The 19,185-nt window shown below is 48.3% G+C and carries 16 protein-coding genes and 1 pseudogene; 14 read left to right on the top strand and 3 right to left on the bottom strand.

Going from position 1 to position 19,185, the window contains the following annotated elements; all coding sequences use genetic code 11:
• Window positions 1-48 precede the first annotated feature (48 nt).
• The 5 genes from WFI24_RS25025 (at window position 49) to WFI24_RS25005 (ending at window position 6,455) form a co-directional block, all read left to right on the top strand.
• On the top strand, window positions 49-807 hold the full coding sequence (locus tag WFI24_RS25025) for a DeoR/GlpR family DNA-binding transcription regulator (RefSeq protein ID WP_186327970.1): 759 nt from the start codon (window positions 49-51) through the stop codon (window positions 805-807).
• 77 nt (window positions 808-884) lie between these two features.
• Complete coding sequence (gene kduD / locus WFI24_RS25020; protein ID WP_336764768.1) at window positions 885-1,637, top strand: 2-dehydro-3-deoxy-D-gluconate 5-dehydrogenase KduD; 753 nt, start codon at window positions 885-887, stop codon at window positions 1,635-1,637.
• Between the two features lie 37 nt (window positions 1,638-1,674).
• Window positions 1,675-2,520: a sugar phosphate isomerase/epimerase family protein gene (locus tag WFI24_RS25015; RefSeq protein ID WP_336764767.1), complete on the top strand. Its 846-nt coding sequence runs from the start codon at window positions 1,675-1,677 to the stop codon at window positions 2,518-2,520.
• 236 nt (window positions 2,521-2,756) lie between these two features.
• Entirely contained in the window at window positions 2,757-4,064 is a 1,308-nt protein-coding gene (locus tag WFI24_RS25010; RefSeq protein WP_036606925.1) for a homocysteine synthase, read from the top strand.
• Window positions 4,065-4,442: 378 nt separating this feature from the next.
• Entirely contained in the window at window positions 4,443-6,455 is a 2,013-nt protein-coding gene (locus tag WFI24_RS25005; protein WP_336764766.1) for a heavy metal translocating P-type ATPase, read from the top strand.
• A 187-nt stretch (window positions 6,456-6,642) separates the two neighbouring features.
• Here the strand turns inward: WFI24_RS25005 and WFI24_RS25000 are convergent, their stop codons facing one another.
• Window positions 6,643-7,374 carry a ZIP family metal transporter gene (locus WFI24_RS25000; RefSeq protein ID WP_336764765.1) on the bottom strand — a complete coding sequence of 244 codons (732 nt, stop codon included), beginning with the start codon at window positions 7,372-7,374 and terminating at the stop codon, window positions 6,643-6,645.
• 255 nt (window positions 7,375-7,629) lie between these two features.
• Here WFI24_RS25000 and trxB point away from each other — a divergent pair, with 255 nt between their 5' ends.
• Both trxB and WFI24_RS24990 read left to right on the top strand, forming a co-directional pair.
• Window positions 7,630-8,571 carry a thioredoxin-disulfide reductase gene (gene trxB, locus WFI24_RS24995; protein ID WP_036668032.1) on the top strand — a complete coding sequence of 314 codons (942 nt, stop codon included), beginning with the start codon at window positions 7,630-7,632 and terminating at the stop codon, window positions 8,569-8,571.
• Between the two features lie 62 nt (window positions 8,572-8,633).
• The gene (locus WFI24_RS24990) at window positions 8,634-8,864 is read left to right on the top strand and encodes a glutaredoxin family protein (RefSeq protein WP_336764763.1); all 231 of its coding nucleotides are present in this window, start codon (window positions 8,634-8,636) and stop codon (window positions 8,862-8,864) included.
• Window positions 8,865-8,997: 133 nt separating this feature from the next.
• On the opposite strand, the gene WFI24_RS24985 is transcribed toward WFI24_RS24990, so the two are convergent.
• On the bottom strand, window positions 8,998-9,195 hold the full coding sequence (locus WFI24_RS24985; RefSeq protein ID WP_017692236.1) for a hypothetical protein: 198 nt from the start codon (window positions 9,193-9,195) through the stop codon (window positions 8,998-9,000).
• Window positions 9,196-9,341: 146 nt separating this feature from the next.
• Window positions 9,342-10,508, bottom strand: a complete 1,167-nt coding sequence (locus tag WFI24_RS24980; RefSeq protein ID WP_336764762.1) for an ROK family transcriptional regulator — start codon at window positions 10,506-10,508, stop codon at window positions 9,342-9,344.
• Window positions 10,509-10,707: 199 nt separating this feature from the next.
• Between WFI24_RS24980 and xylA the strand changes: the two genes are divergently transcribed.
• From xylA to WFI24_RS24950, 7 genes and pseudogenes are all read left to right on the top strand, one after another.
• On the top strand, window positions 10,708-12,024 hold the full coding sequence (xylA, locus tag WFI24_RS24975) for a xylose isomerase (RefSeq protein WP_036606941.1): 1,317 nt from the start codon (window positions 10,708-10,710) through the stop codon (window positions 12,022-12,024).
• Window positions 12,025-12,551: 527 nt separating this feature from the next.
• Window positions 12,552-14,045 carry a xylulokinase gene (gene xylB / locus WFI24_RS24970; protein WP_336764759.1) on the top strand — a complete coding sequence of 498 codons (1,494 nt, stop codon included), beginning with the start codon at window positions 12,552-12,554 and terminating at the stop codon, window positions 14,043-14,045.
• Between the two features lie 220 nt (window positions 14,046-14,265).
• The gene (locus tag WFI24_RS24965) at window positions 14,266-14,997 is read left to right on the top strand and encodes a glycosyltransferase family 2 protein (RefSeq protein ID WP_336764758.1); all 732 of its coding nucleotides are present in this window, start codon (window positions 14,266-14,268) and stop codon (window positions 14,995-14,997) included.
• A pseudogene (locus WFI24_RS34570) lies at window positions 14,994-15,674 on the top strand (glycosyltransferase); the annotation flags it as partial. The gene WFI24_RS24965 and the pseudogene WFI24_RS34570, both read left to right, overlap by 4 nt.
• 420 nt (window positions 15,675-16,094) lie before the next feature.
• A complete protein-coding gene (locus WFI24_RS34565; protein WP_442956264.1) occupies window positions 16,095-17,165 on the top strand; it encodes a glycosyltransferase in 1,071 nt (356 codons plus the stop codon).
• A 244-nt stretch (window positions 17,166-17,409) separates the two neighbouring features.
• Window positions 17,410-18,036: a bifunctional 4-hydroxy-2-oxoglutarate aldolase/2-dehydro-3-deoxy-phosphogluconate aldolase gene (locus WFI24_RS24955; RefSeq protein WP_336764756.1), complete on the top strand. Its 627-nt coding sequence runs from the start codon at window positions 17,410-17,412 to the stop codon at window positions 18,034-18,036.
• A 167-nt stretch (window positions 18,037-18,203) separates the two neighbouring features.
• A complete protein-coding gene (locus WFI24_RS24950; protein WP_336764755.1) occupies window positions 18,204-19,130 on the top strand; it encodes an alpha/beta hydrolase in 927 nt (308 codons plus the stop codon).
• Window positions 19,131-19,185: the final 55 nt, after the last annotated feature.

The raw sequence follows: 19,185 nt of genomic DNA, 5'->3' as shown, positions 1-19,185 counted from the left end.
AACTTATTCTTATTCATTTAACTCAGGTAGTATAGGAAGTTGATTATGATGAATCCATTGAAAAGACATGAAAAAATTATGGAGGCTCTGTTGGAGCGTCAGGAAGTAACCGTCAGTGATCTTAGTGATCTGCTGCAGGTGACTGGGAAAACTGTGCGAGAGGATCTCGACAAGTTGGAGAGCATGGGACTGCTCGTACGTGTCCATGGCGGGGCTATGCTGGCTCAGAATGACCAGTACGGCATCCTCAACAGCCGTGGAGTCACAGAGAAGCATCATCCGGAGAAGACGGAAATTGCTGAGCGTGCCCTTGCTTACATTCGACCTGGAGATATTGTTGCTCTCGATGGTGGCAGCACCACGCTGGAGATGGCCAAACGTCTCGACAATCAGCCACTGACGGTAGTGACTAATGATCTGTTCATTATTGCGGAGCTAACCAAAAAGGAGCAGGTGCGACTGGTTGTGCCTGGCGGGGCTCGTGTACGGAATATGCTGGTTGGGGATGATACGGCTGCGTTTATATCCGGTCTCAACATTCACAAAGCCTTTATATCGACGACAGCTCTTCATCCGGACTTTGGTTTATCGATCTACACGGGAGATCTGGTTCCTTTGAAAAAAGCAATGATATCTGCCTCGCAGCAGGTATACGGCGTTGTGGATCATTATAAATTCGGACAATTTGCACTTCGGACTTTCGCTCAGTGTTCGGAACTGGACTACATTATTAGTGACGGTCGTCTGGATGAAGAGACGGCTGCCTTGTACGAGCAGAGCGGTGTCACAGTGGATTATCAAAGTTAACCTCATATATCATTCACGGGATTGAAGAAACGTTAAGAGCTATTGTTTGCACATCAAACCATGCGGAGGAATCATTCATGAACCCATTTGATTTAAGCGGACAAGTTGCACTGGTGACAGGTACCTCGGGAGGACTAGGACAAGGGATGGCCATTGGCCTGGCAGAAGCGGGCGCTGATGTCGTATTGGTCTCTTACTCCAAGCCTGCGGAAACGGCAAGTGCGATCGAAGCACTTGGGCGCAAAGCTTATGTGATTGAAGCGGATTTAAGTCGTGAAGATGAGTTGTCGGCTGTGTTCGAAAAGGCGCTTGCGTTCCAGGGCCGAATTGATATTCTGGTCAACAATGCCGGAATCATTCGCCGCACACCTGCGGTTGACCATGCAGGGCAGGACTGGCACGATGTGATCGGCCTGAACCTGAACACGGTATTTTTCCTGAGCCAATTGGCCGGCAGACATATGATTGAACGCGGAAGTGGCAAAATCATTAATATTGCATCCATGTTGTCCTATCAAGGCGGGATTAATGTACCGGGATATACAGCCAGTAAACATGGTGTTGCCGGTTTAACCAAAGCACTCGCCAATGAATGGGCAGGTAAGGGTATTCAGATTAACGGGATCGCACCGGGTTACATGGAAACGGATAATACCACCCAGATCCGTGCAGACGAGAATCGTTACCGGGATATTACAGCACGTATTCCTGCTGGACGTTGGGGTACACCGGAAGATCTGAAAGGCCCGGTTGTCTTTCTGGCATCCGCAGCTTCGGATTATCTGAATGGTCATGTACTGAATGTCGATGGCGGCTGGATGGCTCGTTAATCGCTTAATGATCGGACTTGCATAAGGAGGCAGTGATATGAAACTTGGTATTCTGGCGCATACATTTGGCAAACAGCCTACAGCAGAGCTTGCGCAGACGATTGCGGATAACGGATTCAATTCCGTGCAGTTGGCGCTTGCCAAAGCATTATCCGATGTGGACTCGTCCAATGGCAAACTAAGTCCAGGACTTGCGAATGAAATTGGAGATCAATTTGCACAGCGCGGGGTGAAGATTGCGGTACTGGGCTGTTATATTAATCCGATTGACCCTGATCCGGTAACAAGACGTGCGGACATTGATCGATTCAAGGAACATCTGCGTTATGCCCGGGATTTTGGTTGCAGCATGGTGGCAACGGAGACCGGGGGCTTGGACACCTATCAGGGTACACATCCGGATGGATATGAAGAGAAGGCGTGGAGCGTGCTCAAAGAAACGGTTGAGGAGTTGGCTGAGGAAGCCGAGAAGTGGGGCGTACATGCGGCGATTGAGCCTGTGTCCACCCACACCCTTCATACCCATGAGCATATGACACGGTTGTTTGAAGAGATTCCTTCTTCCAATTTGGGGATGCTGTTTGATCCGTGTAATCTGATCAGACACCCGCACGCAGCAGATCAAGGGGCTTTCTTGCGCGAGGTGATGGAGTCACTGTATCAGCGCATGATCGTGATTCATGCCAAGGATGTGGCCTTCGACGCACAGGGAGAGAAGTTCAATCCTGTACCTGGGGCGGGAATACTGGATTATCCGTTATTTTTTGAATTACTCAAAACATATAAGCCACATATCGATATTTCACTTGAAGGTGTAACTGCGGAAGAAGCGGTGCCTGCGGCCAAACATTTGCGTGAAGTATGGAGTGCAGTTCGAGTTTAAGTAAAAGCCTAGATTGGGTATTATATACCGAAGCCAAAATAGCCGACAAACCTTTGCGAGGGCAAAGGTTTTTTTGGTACAGTAATCGACTAAATACATATTAATCATTTCTTATCGGATAAATCGGAAATAATTCTTTTCAAATGCGACATCTTGTGAGAGAATATGGAAAACATACGCCACCATGCGAAGACATCAGGACTCAGAGAACGTATACCAAGGGAGGATTCAGATTTATGTCAAACGAACGTGAGCTTTCATTTGAAACATTGGCAATTCATGCAGGCCAGGAGATTGATCCAACCACCAACGCACGAGCTGTGCCCTTGTATCAGACGACATCCTATGGATTCAAGGACACCGAGCATGCAGCTAATCTGTTTGGTTTGAAAGAGTTTGGCAACATCTATACCCGCTTGATGAATCCAACAACCGATGTGTTTGAGCAACGGATTGCGGCGTTGGAAGGCGGAGCTGGGGCGCTCGCTACAGCTTCCGGTCAGGCAGCTATTACGTTTTCACTTCTGAATATTGCCGGTGCAGGGGATGAGATCGTGTCTTCGGCGAGTTTGTATGGGGGGACGTACAATCTATTCTCGACTACTTTGCCGAAACTGGGTCTGGACGTAAAATTTGTAGATTCCAGTGATCCTGAGAATTTCCGTGCGGCGATTACGGAGAAAACCAAAGCGTTGTATGCCGAAACAATCGGTAATCCGAAGGGGAATGTACTGGATATTGAAGCAGTGGCAGCCATCGCCCATGAACATGGCATCCCTTTGATCGTGGATAATACGTTCCCAAGTCCGTACTTGCTTCGTCCAATCGAACATGGAGCTGATATCGTTGTTCACTCTGCGACGAAATTTATTGGAGGTCATGGTACATCCATTGGTGGCGTGATCGTGGACAGCGGAAAATTTGACTGGAAAGCAAGTGGCAAATTCCCTGGATTGACGGAGCCAGATTCCAGTTATAACGGTGTTGTATATACGGAAGCGGTTGGACCGATTGCTTATATTATCAAAGCACGGGTACAACTGCTACGCGACCTAGGTGCAACGATCTCTCCATTCAACTCATGGTTGTTGCTGCAAGGACTGGAGACATTGCACCTGCGTGTGGAACGTCATAGTAGCAACGCTCTGGCTGTTGCGGAATTCCTTGAGAAACATGAAGATGTGTCTTGGGTAAGTTATGCAGGTCTGCCGAGCCACGGCTCTTACGAGCTTGCACAGAAGTATCTGCCAAGAGGGCAGGGTGCCATTCTGACTTTTGGAATCAAAGGTGGTGCGGATGCGGGTCGCAAATTGATTGAAAGTGTCAAACTGTTCTCTCACCTTGCAAACGTGGGCGATTCCAAATCACTGATCATTCACCCGGCGAGTACAACTCATGCGCAGTTGACCGAAGATGAACAGACTGCCGCAGGGGTTAACCCGGAGCTCATTCGCCTCTCTGTGGGTACAGAGAACATTCAAGATATTATCTATGATCTGGAGCAAGCCATCAAAGCGAGTCAGGGAGCAAGTGTAGGCGCGTAAATAAACAGGTCAACCGAATATTAAAATGATGGTTTAAGCCGTTGTCCTCCGGGACAGCGGCTTTTTGTCTTTTTGAATACGCATTTATGAGTTGCCGTTGAAAAATGCCCATTTACAAATGCGAATCACAGGCATATACTGATTAAAAGTTGTATTGAGTAAAAACAATTGTATAAGTGCAAAAACGATTATCATTCTCATTCGAGATTATTTCAAAATCATTCACAAAACCATGCTGCTGCGGGATTCCCGCAGCAGCATGTGTCATTTTTAGGGCATTAACAATGGCTCTCATTCTCAATACAACTTCATTTTAGGGAGCGGGATTGAGCGGACTCGTCATCCCCAAACCTACCATTCGAAAGGAACGTGATTCATATGCAAGCTATACATCAACCTGTACACAGACAGAAGCAAGCTGAGCAGCTCTCGTCCCAAACACCAGGTCCAAACCGGGGACGTAAGCCTGATTTTCGAGCCATGTTACAAAACAAAGAGATGCAATCTGCATTGGGCAGTGGGCTGTTGATGCTGATTGCCTGGGGAACTGCACCGTATTTTGGTACATTGTCCATCATGCTTTACATTGTTGCATATGCCGTTGGCGGTTGGACCAAAGCGAAGGAGGGCATCGAGACACTGGTCAAGGACCGTGATCTGGATGTAAATCTACTGATGATCGCCGCTTCACTTGGGGCAGCAGCCATTGGCTACTGGAATGAAGGTGCAATGCTAATCTTTATTTTTGCACTCAGTGGTGCGTTGGAAAGTTATGCGACAGAACGAAGTCATAAGGATATCTCATCGTTGCTGGCGCTCAAGCCAGAGACTGCAATGCGTATTGAGGACGGACAGATGAACATCGTGGCTATTGATGATCTGCAGCCGGGCGATCTGCTGTTGGTCAAACCGGGAGAATTGATCCCAGCGGATGGTCTTGTGTACCGGGGGAGTTCTTTTATCAATCAGTCGTCCATCACTGGAGAATCTCTGCCTGTGGACAAAGTTGCAGGGGATGAAGTATATGCAGGTACGGTAAACGGGGAGGGTGCATTGTATGTAGAGGTCACAAAATCGGCTGAAGGGTCGCTGTTCGGCAAAATTATTAAAATGGTGGAAGAAGCGCAGGCGGAAGTGCCCGATTCCCAGCGTTTTATGGAGCGATTTGAAGGGATTTACGCACGTATTGTTGTAGGAATAACCTTGCTTGTGATTGCAGGAACGCCGCTGTTGCTCGGCTGGACATGGAATGAGGCATTTTACAAAGCAATGGTATTTCTGGTTGTTGCTTCACCATGTGCGTTGGTGTCTTCCATTATGCCTGTCATGCTGTCCGCGATGTCCAGCAGCGCCCGCCGTGGCATTCTCTTCAAGGGAGGTGCCCATATGGAGAATATGGCTCGGACACGGGTCGTGGCTTTTGACAAGACAGGTACATTAACTATGGGCACCCCGCAAGTCACCGATATTCTAACTGTTGAGAGCGTAGATCGCACGCAACTGTTATCTGCGGTGGCGGCAATTGAAAGTCTTTCCATGCATCCCTTGGCTCGTGCCATTGTAGATCAGGCAAACAAGGAGAACATTACTCTTCAGGAAGCGGAGCACGTACAGGCTATGACAGGTTGGGGTATCGAAGGAACTGTAAATGGTGTGGTCTGGAGAGTCGGAAAAACAACTGGAATGGAATCAATGAAGTCTGAGGAGATGAAAGACAGCAGCATTGATCTAGGTAAACATGATGTTATCCAAGTGAACGTATCTTCAGAATGGGGAGAGGTATGCTCCCGTCTTGAGGCAGAAGGGAAAACCGTATCTGTTGTTATGGCAGATGGAGAAATAGTCGGATTGATCGCGATGCGGGACACGGTTCGTCCTCAGGCAGCAGCAGCAGTGAATAGGCTCAAAGCGATGGGTGTACAGGTTGCGATGTTAACAGGTGATCGGGCCAGATCCGCTTCTGTTATTGCGCGTGAAACAGGAGTAAGCATGGTCTATGCAGACTTGTTGCCTGAAGATAAAGTGAAGCAGGTACAGGCACTGCGTAAACAGTATGGTCCTGTGCTGATGGTAGGGGATGGAGTTAATGATGCGCCGGCACTCGCTGCGGCAACGGTTGGTATGGGGATGGGGTTGTCGGGGAGCGGCACTGCACTGGAGGTTGCCGATGCGGTGCTGATGAACGACAACATTGAAGAGATCGCGTGGGTGATTGGGCAGGCTCGGCGAGCACAGCGTACAGTAAAGCAAAATATGTGTTTTGCCATTATGGTTATTCTGGCCTTAATTGCGGGTAACTTTCTCCAAGATGTCGCATTGCCTCTGGGTGTGGTAGGTCATGAGGGCAGTACAATTCTGGTTATTCTAAATGGGCTTAGACTGTTGCGGTAATCAGAATTGAAGAGAGATGGGAGAAGAGGGCGTAATGCCTCTGACAGGCAATCCCATTAATTTCATGGAATCTTCATTTGTGGCTAAACAAAGAACCCGGTCGACAGTCTTGGACTGTCCGCTCGGGTTCTTTATGTTGTGCTTATAAGGTGCCTTATTGGTTGTAATGTAAGTATTCTTTCTGTAATTAGAACAGTTCGGTCAGACCAATCATCGTGATGAGCCCGAGCAAAAAGGACATCGTCGCTACACGTGCATTGCCATCGCCGTGACTCTCGGGAATAAGTTCCTTATAGACAATAAACATCATTGCACCGGCTGCAAAAGCCAAACCATAAGGGACAAGACCAGCTACGAGACTACTTAATGTGTACCCGATCATAGCTGTAATAATCTCTACGGCTCCGGTCAGGGTGGCAATACCTAGTGCTTTGAAGCGGCCAATGTTCTGATTTACTAAGAAAAGGGCCACCAGGAATCCTTCCGGCGCATTCTGCAATCCGATGGAGAAGGCAATGAGATTGCCCAGGTTCTCATCCGAGCTTGCATAGCTGACTCCAACTGATAATCCTTCCGGCAGGTTATGCATAGTGATGGCTGCAATAATCATGAAAGCTTTGGCTTCGATTTTGAAAGGCATTTTCTCGGGATTCTCCAGATCGACGTGTGGAATCTTCATCTCCAGCACCAGTAGAACCAGGCTACCAAGCAAAATACCAAATGCGAGTACAAAAAGATTTGATTGGCCAAGTGCTTCCGGAATGAGGTTATACACTGAAGCCGAGGTCATAATACCTGCGGCGTAGGCCAGCAAGATATCACGAAGACGGTGTGATATTTTGCGCATAAATAGAATCGGTACGGCTCCTAGGCCGGTAGACATGGCTGATATAAAACTGCCAATGAGTGCATCGTTCATGCTTCCATTTTCCCTCCTGATGAAGACTTCTTCATAATCGCTGCCGAGCATTGACACCGTACATAAAAGAGATCATAATGAACAACAGATTAGAATGATTATAAATTAGAATTCCGTTTCTGCATAGGGCAATTGTCATTTCGCAGGCAGGACTTGTGGACATGATGTAGGCTTTTCGTTCTAGTGTATGCAAAAGCATAAGCTTTTGATGCCGGAGGCCCAACCTTTTTGTAGAACCCGGGGGAGGAACTATACATGTATAAATCAATTATTATTGGAACAGGCCCTGCAGGGCTGACAGCAGCAATCTATCTGGCACGTGCCAACTTGAACCCACTCGTTATTGAAGGACCACAACCAGGTGGCCAACTGACAACGACGACTGAAGTGGAGAACTTCCCAGGTTTCCCTGATGGAATTATGGGTCCTGAACTGATGGACAATATGCGCAAACAAGCAGAACGCTTCGGTGCTGAATTCCGCACAGGTTGGGTGAACAACATCGACATGAGCGAGCGTCCGTTCAAGATTCAAGTCGAAGGTATGGGTGAGCTCGTATCGGAAACGTTGATCCTGTCTACAGGCGCATCTGCCAAATACCTGGGTATCCCTGGCGAAGAAACGAATGTGGGCCGCGGTGTCAGCACATGTGCAACATGTGATGGATTCTTCTTCCGTAACAAAGAGATCATCGTTATCGGCGGTGGAGACTCTGCTCTTGAGGAAGCAAGCTTCCTGTCCCGTTTCGGTTCCAAAGTAACGCTGGTACACCGTCGTGAAGAACTGCGTGGCTCCAAAATCATGCAAGATCGTGCACGCAGCAACGAAAAAGTAGAAATGGCTCTTAACCGTACACCACTCGAAGTACTTGCTGGCGATAACGGCGTGACAGGACTCAAAGTGTTGAACAACGAAACAGGTGAAGAAGAAGTAATTCCGGCGAGCGGCGTATTCGTAGCCATTGGTCACACACCGAACACTGGATTCCTTGGCGGACAGATCACTACGGACGAACACGGTTATATCTTGACTACACCGGGTACATCCGAGACGAACATCCCAGGCGTATTCGCATGTGGTGACGTTCAGGATACACGTTACAAACAAGCGATTACAGCTGCAGGTAGCGGATGTATGGCTGCCATGGACACAGAGAAATACATTGAAAGCTTGGAGCACAGCGCAGTTGTTTTGTAATAAAATGAGCCGATCCTAAACAAACTATAGATTAATATAAAACCATATGAGGTGAATTAAACATGGAAAACGTAATTGTATATACATCAACGAACTGCCCGAACTGCAAATCCGTAAAAACATTCCTGGCTGACAAAGGTATCTCTTACGAAGAGCGCAACATTGAGACTAACGATGAGTTTGCACAACAAGTATGGGACATGGGCGTACGTGCCGTGCCTTTGACTGTAATCGGTGAACACCGCATTCTGGGTATGAACAAAACCCAATTTGCCAAAGCATTGGACGCTTAAATTACGCTGATCATCTGGAACATGATGTATTGAATGAATGTTTCGATGCAATTCCGGTTTTCGCGAGCCGTTAGGATATAGAAAGAACCGTACCCGGAAGGGTACGGTTTTTTGTGCAAACGCAGAATATGATCTAGAAAAAGATGCTCATAAAAGTCTGAAATACAACATACACCAGCAATCCTGACAGCATGTACATGAAACCAGCCTTCTTTTTGCTCTGGAACAATCGGAGTATGCCAAGGCTGAACAGGGGCGCAAGCACAATCAGGAACAGGAGTACGGTGACAAACATTTGCGCCGAGATATCTGAAGTATCCACGTAGGTCACGCTTTTTTCACTCCGTTTCGTTATCGGAATTAACACAGCTGTATTCACACAGCCATGACAAAAATCACATAACCTCATTATACCTCTGGATTTCTTTAACAAAAAGGGAGGAAATGGGGCAAAATGATGTCAATTTTCATCTGTTATTAGACGGACACCCTAATTTTGCCTAAAAATTGGGATATCGCAGAGTAAGCGGCACCAACACGTGTAGAACGGCTGCCCAGAGCTGCCCATTCAATCTGCAAACTGCGGCGGTGATAAGGTAATGTACGTTCCTCGACAACTTGTTTTAACGCTGTTTCAATCCAGGGACCAGCTTCGGAGAGGGGACCACCAATGATAATGCGTTCCGGATTGAAACTATTCACGATATTGGTAATACCGATCCCCAGCTTACGTCCAATCGTGTCGTATAATGCCTGAACATCCTCGTGACCTTGCTCGGCATAATGAATAAGCTCGCGTGTGGTATGAGCAGGTAATTTTAGCTGATGATCCGGGTGCTCGTAAGCTTTTTCCGATGCGTATAACTCCCAGCAGCCATGATTACCACAGGAGCAGGGCAGACCTTCCGCTTCAATGGACATGTGGCCTGTTTCCCCAGCGTAGCCCCACGCTCCTTTGTATAATTCACCATCCACCATGATGCCTGAACCAATACCCATGCCTGCACTGATGTAGATCATGTGACGGACACCGATGCCTGCCCCAAAATTCAACTCTCCATGGGCACCCGCATTGGCTTCATTATCGATGGTTACTGGCAGTCTAAATTCTTCTTCAAGCATGGAGCGAAGAGCTACCTTCTCCCACCCCAGGTTGGGTGCAAACAGGACCGTCCCTGCCTCATCGACCATGCCGGGTACTCCGATGCCAATGCCAATGACACCGTGAGGCGAAGGAGGAGCTGCTTCAATAAGCTGCTTTGCGGCCAATTTCAATTGCTCGAGTACAGAGGACACGTCATGGTGTTCCAAGGTCACTGCGTACTCTGTAATGACGTGACCTTCCAGATCTGTAAGCACGCCTTTCAAATGGGTCACACTGAGTTCCAGACCGACTGCATAGCCTGATGTCCCTCGAAACAGCAGCATGAGTGGTTTACGTCCGCCGCTGGATTCCCCAGGGCCAATCTCCTGCACCAGATCATCACTGATCAGATCAGCAACCAGGTTGGATACCGTTGCCTTGTTCAGCCCCGTGACCTCGGACAGCCGTGCGCGCGAGAGAGGGGCATGCCGCCGGATCGTATCGAGAACGATCGACTTGTTTATTTTTTTGACCAGCATCTGGTCTCCGGTAATTTTCATATCGTTAAGGCACTCCTATTCTTCTGATAAAAGGGTTCTGACCCACATCCGTAACAAGTTATTCGACTATTATAGCGTAAACAAACCTGTAAAAAACATTTTTATTTTACTTTGTTTAACCAATAGACAAAGTATAATCGATGTGATAGGATAACGGTGTAAACGATTTCTTTAAAACTATTGAGGAGGCATTTTACACATGGCCTATTTTGAATCCGTTAATAAAATTGCATTCGAAGGTAAAGATTCCAAGAATCCATTTGCTTTTAAACATTATAATCCGGAAGAAGTGGTAGCCGGCAAATCGATGGAAGAACATTTCCGTTTCGGTATGGCTTACTGGCATACATTAACTGCAGGCGGCAGTGACCCGTTCGGTGCGGAGACAGCTGTTCGCTCTTGGGATAAATACTCGGGTCTGGATCTCGCGAAAGTACGCGTAGAAGCGGCATTTGAATTTTTGGAAAAAATGAATCTCCCGTTCTTCTGCTTCCACGATGTGGACATCGCACCAGAAGGCAACAACCTGCGTGAGTTCTACAGCAACATCGACACGATTGTTGATCTGATTGAAGACCACATGAAATCAAGCGGCAAAAAACTGCTCTGGAATACAGCGAACATGTTCTCGAACCCACGCTTCATGTTTGGTGCAGCTTCCACTTGTAACGCAGATGTGTATGCTCACGCTGCAGCACAGATCAAGAAAGGTCTGGAAGTGGGTAAACGTCTGGGCGCTGAAAACTATGTCTTCTGGGGCGGTCGTGAAGGTTACGACACATTGCTGAACACAGACATGCAACTGGAGCAAGACAACATTGCTCGCATGTTCCACATGGCTGTAGACTACGCGAAGGAAATTGGCTTTGACGCACAATTCCTGATCGAGCCTAAACCAAAAGAGCCAACAAAACACCAATATGATTATGATGCAGCAACTTCCATTGCATTCTTGCAAAAATACGGTTTGGACAAACACTTCAAACTCAACCTGGAAGCGAACCACGCTACACTGGCTGGTCACACATTCGATCACGAAATCCGCGTAGCTCGTACAAACGGCATGCTCGGTTCCCTCGATGCGAACCAAGGCGATATGTTGATCGGTTGGGATACGGATGAATTCCCGGTTGATATGTACGATGCTACATTGACAATGTATGAAGTATTGAAAAACGGCGGTATCGGCCGTGGTGGTGTGAACTTTGACGCAAAAGTACGTCGTGGTTCCTTCGAAGCAGACGATCTGTTCCTGGCACACATCGCAGGTATGGATACGTATGCGAAAGGTCTGAAAGTAGCAGCAAAACTGATCGAAGATCGCGTATTCGATGACTTCATCGAAAAACGTTACAGCAGCTTCAGCGAAGGTATTGGCGCAGATGTGGTTGCAGGTAAAGCAACACTGGCTTCCCTTGCTGAGTATGCACTGAACAACGAAAGCCCACGTAAAAACCAATCCGGACGTCAGGAATTGCTGAGAGCACAACTCAACCAGTACATCCTGGCTGACTAAAACAGGTTAGGCGGTATTTATGGATGGTTATCGACCACCAATGGTTACCCATATATGTGGTCGGTATAGTATCTTGGTCTGCCTTTGTAGAAGATTAGCTTGTACCACGGAACGCCTGAACAAGCATGACATTCGGACCGTCCCCGACTTTCCCCTGGGAAGGCGGGGGCGGTTTTTTGATACCAGAGCCAATGAGGTACGAGTGACCTACATTCGTATCAAAGTTTCATTTATAGCCAATGACAATTCAAGGTCATTGGATCAATCTTTCCACTATATAAGAACGAGTACGTTTTTACTGTTTTGATATAAATGTTTGTCTAAGATGGTGCATGCAGAACGAAGTGAGCAGAAAGGACCCGAGGAAGCGGTAGCGTGCGCATTTATCCCCGGATTTCTCCCTTGCCAAAGGGGATAAAGGAAATCTGGGGGTAACGGCGATCCAAGGGTTTTCTGATCACGGAGTGAGCACATGAGCATCAAGGCTTCATTTATACAATCCTGTTACAAACGAGAGGAGTTAACCCATGAGTTACGTCATTGGTGTCGATCTAGGGACGAGCGCGGTCAAAACTGTGCTGGTCAATCGTGAAGGAAAAGTAGCATTTGAAGCATCCGAGGCATACCCGTTGTATCAGCCCAAGGCTGGATACAGTGAACAAAATCCAGAGGATTGGGTAGAGCAGACGATTGTTTCCCTGCGCAAATTGCTGGAAGTGTCTGGCGTACACCCTTCGGAAATCGAGGGTTTGAGTTTCTCCGGACAGATGCATGGACTGGTCTTGGTGGATGCTGAAGGCAAACCGCTGCGTAACGCAATCCTGTGGAACGATACACGTACAACGGCTCAGTGCCGTCGCATCGAAAAAGTGCTGGACAGCAAGCTGTTAAGCATTGCGCGGAACCGTGCACTTGAAGGTTTTACATTGCCGAAAATTCTGTGGGTTCAGGAGAACGAGCCTGCCTTGCTGCAGCAAGCATCCTTGTTCCTATTGCCGAAAGACTACGTGCGTTATCGCCTGACCGGGGATTACGCTATGGATTATTCGGATGCAGCGGGAACTTTGCTGCTGGACGTTGCAGGCAAGCAGTGGAGTAGCGAGATTGCAGAAGCATTCGAGCTGCCGATTGCCCTCTGTCCACGTCTTGTGGAATCGTTTGAGGAAGTAGGCACATTGCTGCCTGAGATTGCGGATCAAACGGGTCTGGCGGCTGCAACGAAAGTATATGCAGGTGGCGCGGATAATGCATGCGGTGCCATTGGCGCAGGCATTCTGAGTGAAGGACAGACGATGTGCAGCATCGGAACGTCCGGGGTTGTGCTTTCCTACGAAGAGCGTAAAGATCTCGATTTCGAAGGCAAAGTACACTTTTTTAATCACGGCGAGAAGGATGCCTTCTATATTATGGGGGTAACACTTGCCGCAGGATACAGCCTGTCCTGGTTCAAGGATACATTTGCAGCGGACAAATCATTTGATGTGCTCTTACAGGGTATTGATCAGGTTCCGGCGGGCAGCAACGGATTGTTGTTCACACCTTATATCGTTGGGGAGCGTACACCTCATCCAGATGCGAATATTCGCGGTAGCTTTATTGGTATGGATGCGGGGCACAAGCTGGAGCACTTTGGACGCGCGGTAATGGAGGGCATTACATTCTCATTGCGTGAGTCGATTGATATTCTGCGTGGTGCAGGCAAAACCGTCAATGAAGTCATCTCCATTGGTGGCGGTGCCAAGAATGAAGCCTGGTTGCAAATGCAGGCTGATGTCTTCAACGCTACGATTGTGAAGCTGGAGAGCGAACAGGGTCCTGCGATGGGTGCAGCGATGCTGGCAGCCTATGGCTGTGGCTGGTTCCCGTCCTTACAGGAATGTGCGACGGCGTTCATTCGTCCGGCGAAATCCTATGTGCCTAACCCGGATACGGTTGTGGTCTATGATGGACTGTTTGCACTCTACCAGGAAGTCTATGGACAGACACGTAGTCTGAATGACCGTCTGGCAGTGTACCGTTAATTCATTTATTTCACTACATTAATCTTGTGATTACTTTAAAAGCATCCGCGCAGGCGGGTGCTTTTTTGTCGTTCATCCGCATTCATCCCATGAAAGGTTTTCTTGGCCTGCATATCCGCATTCCGGCTCTGCATAGATTGGAAATAGAGGATTGTGATCCGTCCAAGCATCAAGGGTGTCCGACGATTTTAGGTAGAAGCTTGAGCATGGGGGTGAAGCTTTGGATGAACATGAGGAGCGTGGAAGACCACATATCACCTTGTCGATGATCGTTCGTAATGAGGAGAATCGATATCTCAGGCAGGCATTGGAAACACATCGTCCCTGGATTGATCGTGCGGTAATCATTGATGATGGGAGCACAGATGGAACGGTTACGATGTGCCGGGAACTTCTGGAGGGCATTCCACTTGTATTGATAGAGAATCCTGCTTCACGTTTTGCAGATGAGGTGAGTCTCAGAAAGCAGCAGTGGGCGGAGACAATAGCGACGAACCCCGAGTGGATTTTGAATCTGGATGCGGATGAGATTCTGACCCGTGACTTTGGGGCTGTACGCGATCTGTTGCTCAGTGGCAATGAGGATGCGATTTATTTCAGATTGTTTGATATGTGGAGTGAGACACATTACCGGGAAGACGAGTTCTGGCAGGCGCATGCCTATTATCGACCATTCTTAATTCGATATCACCCGGAATTGAGTTACGAATGGAAAGAAACCCCTCAGCATTGTGGTCGTTTTCCGTTAACGATCCAGCATTGGTCCTATGGCTGCCATGTTCCCCGAGTGAAGCACTATGGTTGGGCGCGCAAAGAAGACCGCATCCGCAAATATGATCGCTATCAAGAACTGGACCCTGAAGCAAGATACGGTTGGAAGGAACAATACGAATCGATATTGGATCAAGAGCCACGGCTGTTGCCATGGTCCGAATATGAAGAGGGGGAATGAACACGTTGAGGAAAGATCAGGTGCGCATATCGCAAGAAGAATCCATACCTCAATTAGAATCCAATCTTCAAGTAGAGCCGAATTCACACGAGAAAGAGAACCAACATGAGAACCAACATGAGAACCAGAAAGAGAGCCAGAGTGATCATCAACCGTCCATACGTTTTGCAAAATCGAAAGATATCCGTCAATCGGAAAAACCTCAGGAGCAATATCAGGAGCAATATCAGGAGCAATATCAGGAAAAAATTCTGATCGCCAGCCCTGTTCGTCAGACCGCTGCGGTGCTGCGTGAATTCTTGGATTCGCTGGATGCACTGGAACGGACGACGGTGAAGACGGATTATCTGTTTGTTGACGATAACGAGGAAGAAGCGGCGTCGAATATGTTGCGTGAATTTTTGCTTCAGCACGAAGGAACGGTTATTCAAGCAGATGAACATGACAGCGGGAGTCCTGACAACAAAGGCGTATACACCAAGGATGAGGGAGGCCACTATTGGCAGGATGAACAGATTTGGCGCGTAGCCGGTTTGAAAAATCGCATTTTGCACTATGCGCGCGACAAGCAATACGATGCAGTTTTCCTGATAGATTCTGACTTGGTGCTGCATCCGCGGACGCTGGAGCAACTCGTATCGAGTGGCAAAGACATTGTATCCAATATCTTTTGGACCCGCTGGCAGCCGGATGCCAGGGAAATGCCGCAGGTATGGCTGCAGGATGAGTATGCTTTGTATCGCCGTGGTGGCAAAACATTAGACGGAACCGAGACGGAGGACGAGGGCGCACAAACGACTGCTTTTCTGAGCCAGCTGCGGATCCCGGGTTGTTATGAAGTTGGAGGGCTAGGGGCGTGTACCCTTATTCGTAAAAATGTTTTGGCAGCAGGGGTTTCGTATGACCAGATTCCGAACGTATCTTTCTGGGGCGAAGATCGTCATTTCTGCATTCGTGCTCAGGCACTTGGTTTTCGCTTGTTCGTCGATACACATCTACCGGCCTACCATATCTATCGATTGTCTGAACTACCTGGGGTATCTGCTTTTAACCGTAGGGCCAGAAGAGGAGAGCAGACGATCAGTATTACGTTATGTATGATTGTGAAAAATGAAGAGGCTTCCCTCGCCAGATGTCTGGACTCCGTCAATGGGATTGCCGATGAGATCGTAATCGTCGATACAGGTTCAACCGATCATACCCGTCAGATCGCAGCCAGATACACGGAATGTATTGTTGACTTTGAATGGGTGGATGACTTTGCAGCAGCTCGTAACTTTGCCTTCGATCAGGCGAAAAGCGAATATATTCTGTGGCTGGATGCCGACGATGTGTTCGAACCGGAAGATCGCGCGAAGCTGATTGCCTTGAAACGTTCGCTGGACCCGACTGTCGATAGTGTTACGATGGATTACAATCTGTCTTTCACAGCAGATGGAAAAGTAGCCTACAGCTTGCGCCGGAATCGTCTGGTGCGTCGGGATCGGCAATTTCGCTGGATTGGTGCGGTGCATGAATATCTAGCTGTAGCAGGCAATCTGCTGCATAGTGATATAGCGGTTACCCACAAGAAAGATAAGGAGTATACCGATCGAAATCTTCGGATCTATCGCAAAAGGGAGCAGGCCGGAGAGGATTTCTCGCCGCGTGATTTGTACTATTTCGGCAATGAATTGAAGGACCATGGACAGCATGAGGATGCGGTAAAGTATTATGAGAAATTCTTGGATACTGGGCTGGGCTGGGTGGAAGATCAGATCGCTGCTTGCCAGAAAATTGCCGATTCTGAAGCCGCGCGTGAACGTCCGGAACAGGAAGTTACGGCGTTGTTCCGATCGTTTGCGTATGATTTACCGAGAGCCGAGATTTGCTGCCGATTGGGAGGGTATTTTGCTGACCGTGAAGATTATCGCAAAGCGCTGTTCTGGTACGAACAGGCCACTCGGGCTGTGCGTCCCGATGATCCTATGGTGGTACTGAATGAAGCAGCCTGGACCTGGATGCCGCATCTGCAACTATGTGTGTGTTATGACCGGATGGGCAACCGTGCGAAGGCCCGTGAACATAATGATATCGCACTTGCGTATCATCCAACGCATCCAAGTATGTTATATAACGATCGTTACTTTAAAGATTTGGAGAAGGATAACGTATTGGAAAATGCATAGTATTTTCGGCCGAAATGCTGCCTCTTTCGTGGAGTTGAATGGGTGAATTATTCCCGTTTTCCATGGAGAGGTTTTTTCGTTGTGATGAAAATACTTCATAGTGTACGTGGAACACTCATTCACTTAAATGGATTAATGTATTTCATCCAGGGGAGGATATGCTTTACAATAATGATAACGGAAAAGCGGTGAACATGATTGCCTGTCTTCGGCTGCCGAATTGATGAAGCAAGGGGAATTGGATATGAATCTGATGGAAGTACTATTGGAGTCGAGGTTAGTCGCGATTGTGCGTGGCATTAGCCGTGAAGCGGCGGTAACAGCTGGACAAGGCATGACGAGTGGTGGCATCCGACTAATGGAAGTCACACTGAACACGCCTGGAGCACATGATATTATTGCAGACTGGCGTGAGCGACATGAGGGTAAAGCCTATGTTGGAGCAGGTACCGTATTGAATGTGCAGATGGCCAAGGAAGCGGTCGCTGCAGGCGCACAATTTCTGGTATCCCCCAATGTCGATCTGTCTGTAATTGAATATGCTGTAGAACATGGTGTCGAGATCTGGCCTGGAGCCATGACACCAACGGAGATTGTTGCTGCACATGAAGCGGGAGCACGTGTTGTGAAGCTGTTTCCAATGGCGAGTCTGGGCATTCCATATCTGCGGGAGATCAAAGCTCCACTGAATCACATTCCGCTGTTGGCAACAGGTGGCGCAACTCTGGAGAACATTGCTGAATATTACGCAGCAGGCGCTGCTGCAGTGGGTCTGGGAAGTGCACTTTTGCCACGAGAAGCCCTTGCCTCAGGAGATCATGAGCAGATTGCAGCTTGCACTCGAAGATTTGTGGAAGCAGCGAAGGAGTAGGCACAGGCGACGGACGAGAGTTACGTAGATTTGGGTATATATATGAAGGTGTCTTTAGAACAATTATAGATTAATCGTTATCATAAAAACCGATGTCGTTTAACGTGCCGTTCATTCTATTGTCTTATAATGGATGTATGCCAGAAACCGGAGAGGAGAGATGCCCTGTGAAAGCTAAGACAATGATTGGCGGCATGCTCGCCGTGGCCGCAGTAACGGCAGGTGGATTATGGAAAGCGGCGGTGAAGAGCCAGACACCCAAGAAGATTCCAATCACCCTGAAACCTCCAATGCCATTTGAAGATGTGACCTTCGACAGTGGTGGAGGTCGGGTACATGGCTGGTTCATCCCGGCAAGAGCGGACATTCCGAAGCCATGGCCGCTTATTATTATTGCCCATGGCTGGGGCTCCAATCGCTCCCGTGTTCTTCGTTATGCACGGCCGATCTGGGAAGCAGGATACGCCCTGTTTATGTATGATGTCCGCAGCCACGGTGCCAGTGATCCGGTTCGTGCTGCATCTGCCTATTTATTCCGGGATGATCTGCTGGCGGCATTGCAGTATACGACCGCACGACCGGAGATCGATCCGGATGCCATCGGTGTGCTTGGACATTCTTTGGGTGGACTGGGCACAATTCTTGCGGTGACGGAAGGCATTCCTGTATCAGCGGTGATTACCGACTCCATGCCATCGCAATTTGAGGTTATTGTCAGTTCAGAGCTGAGACGTCGGCGTCTGCCCCTGTTTCCACTGGCCCAGTTAATTCCAAGAATCTGGTTCTGGCGGCTTGGTGAATCTCTGAAATCCTATCGTCAGCGTGAACCGGTGATGATGCTCAATGAACGGCGCAGGGGAATGCAACTGCCGATGCTTATGGTGCACTCCAAGGGGGACAACTTCATTCCCCCGAGTGAGCTTGAATATTTTATGTCCAAAGCCGATCCGCCTGTAGAACATCTATGGGTCAACAGCGGAGGACACAGTTGTTCCGAGGAAGACCCCGCCTTCTGGGATACCGTTATTCCATTCTTGCAAACCCATGTCCAAGGTCGGTCGAAGTCGAACGATTCCACTATTGCGAGCAGTTAAACCAGGTAGAATCAGGCCTACATAAGAGTGCAGGCTAACAGAGAAAACGCCAACG

Source organism: Paenibacillus sp. USHLN196 (assembly GCF_037144955.1).
GTDB classification, from domain to species: domain Bacteria; phylum Bacillota; class Bacilli; order Paenibacillales; family Paenibacillaceae; genus Paenibacillus; species Paenibacillus xylanexedens_C.
The sequence above is the reverse complement of the archived record's forward strand: the minus strand, read 5'-3'. Positions and strand labels throughout refer to the sequence as shown.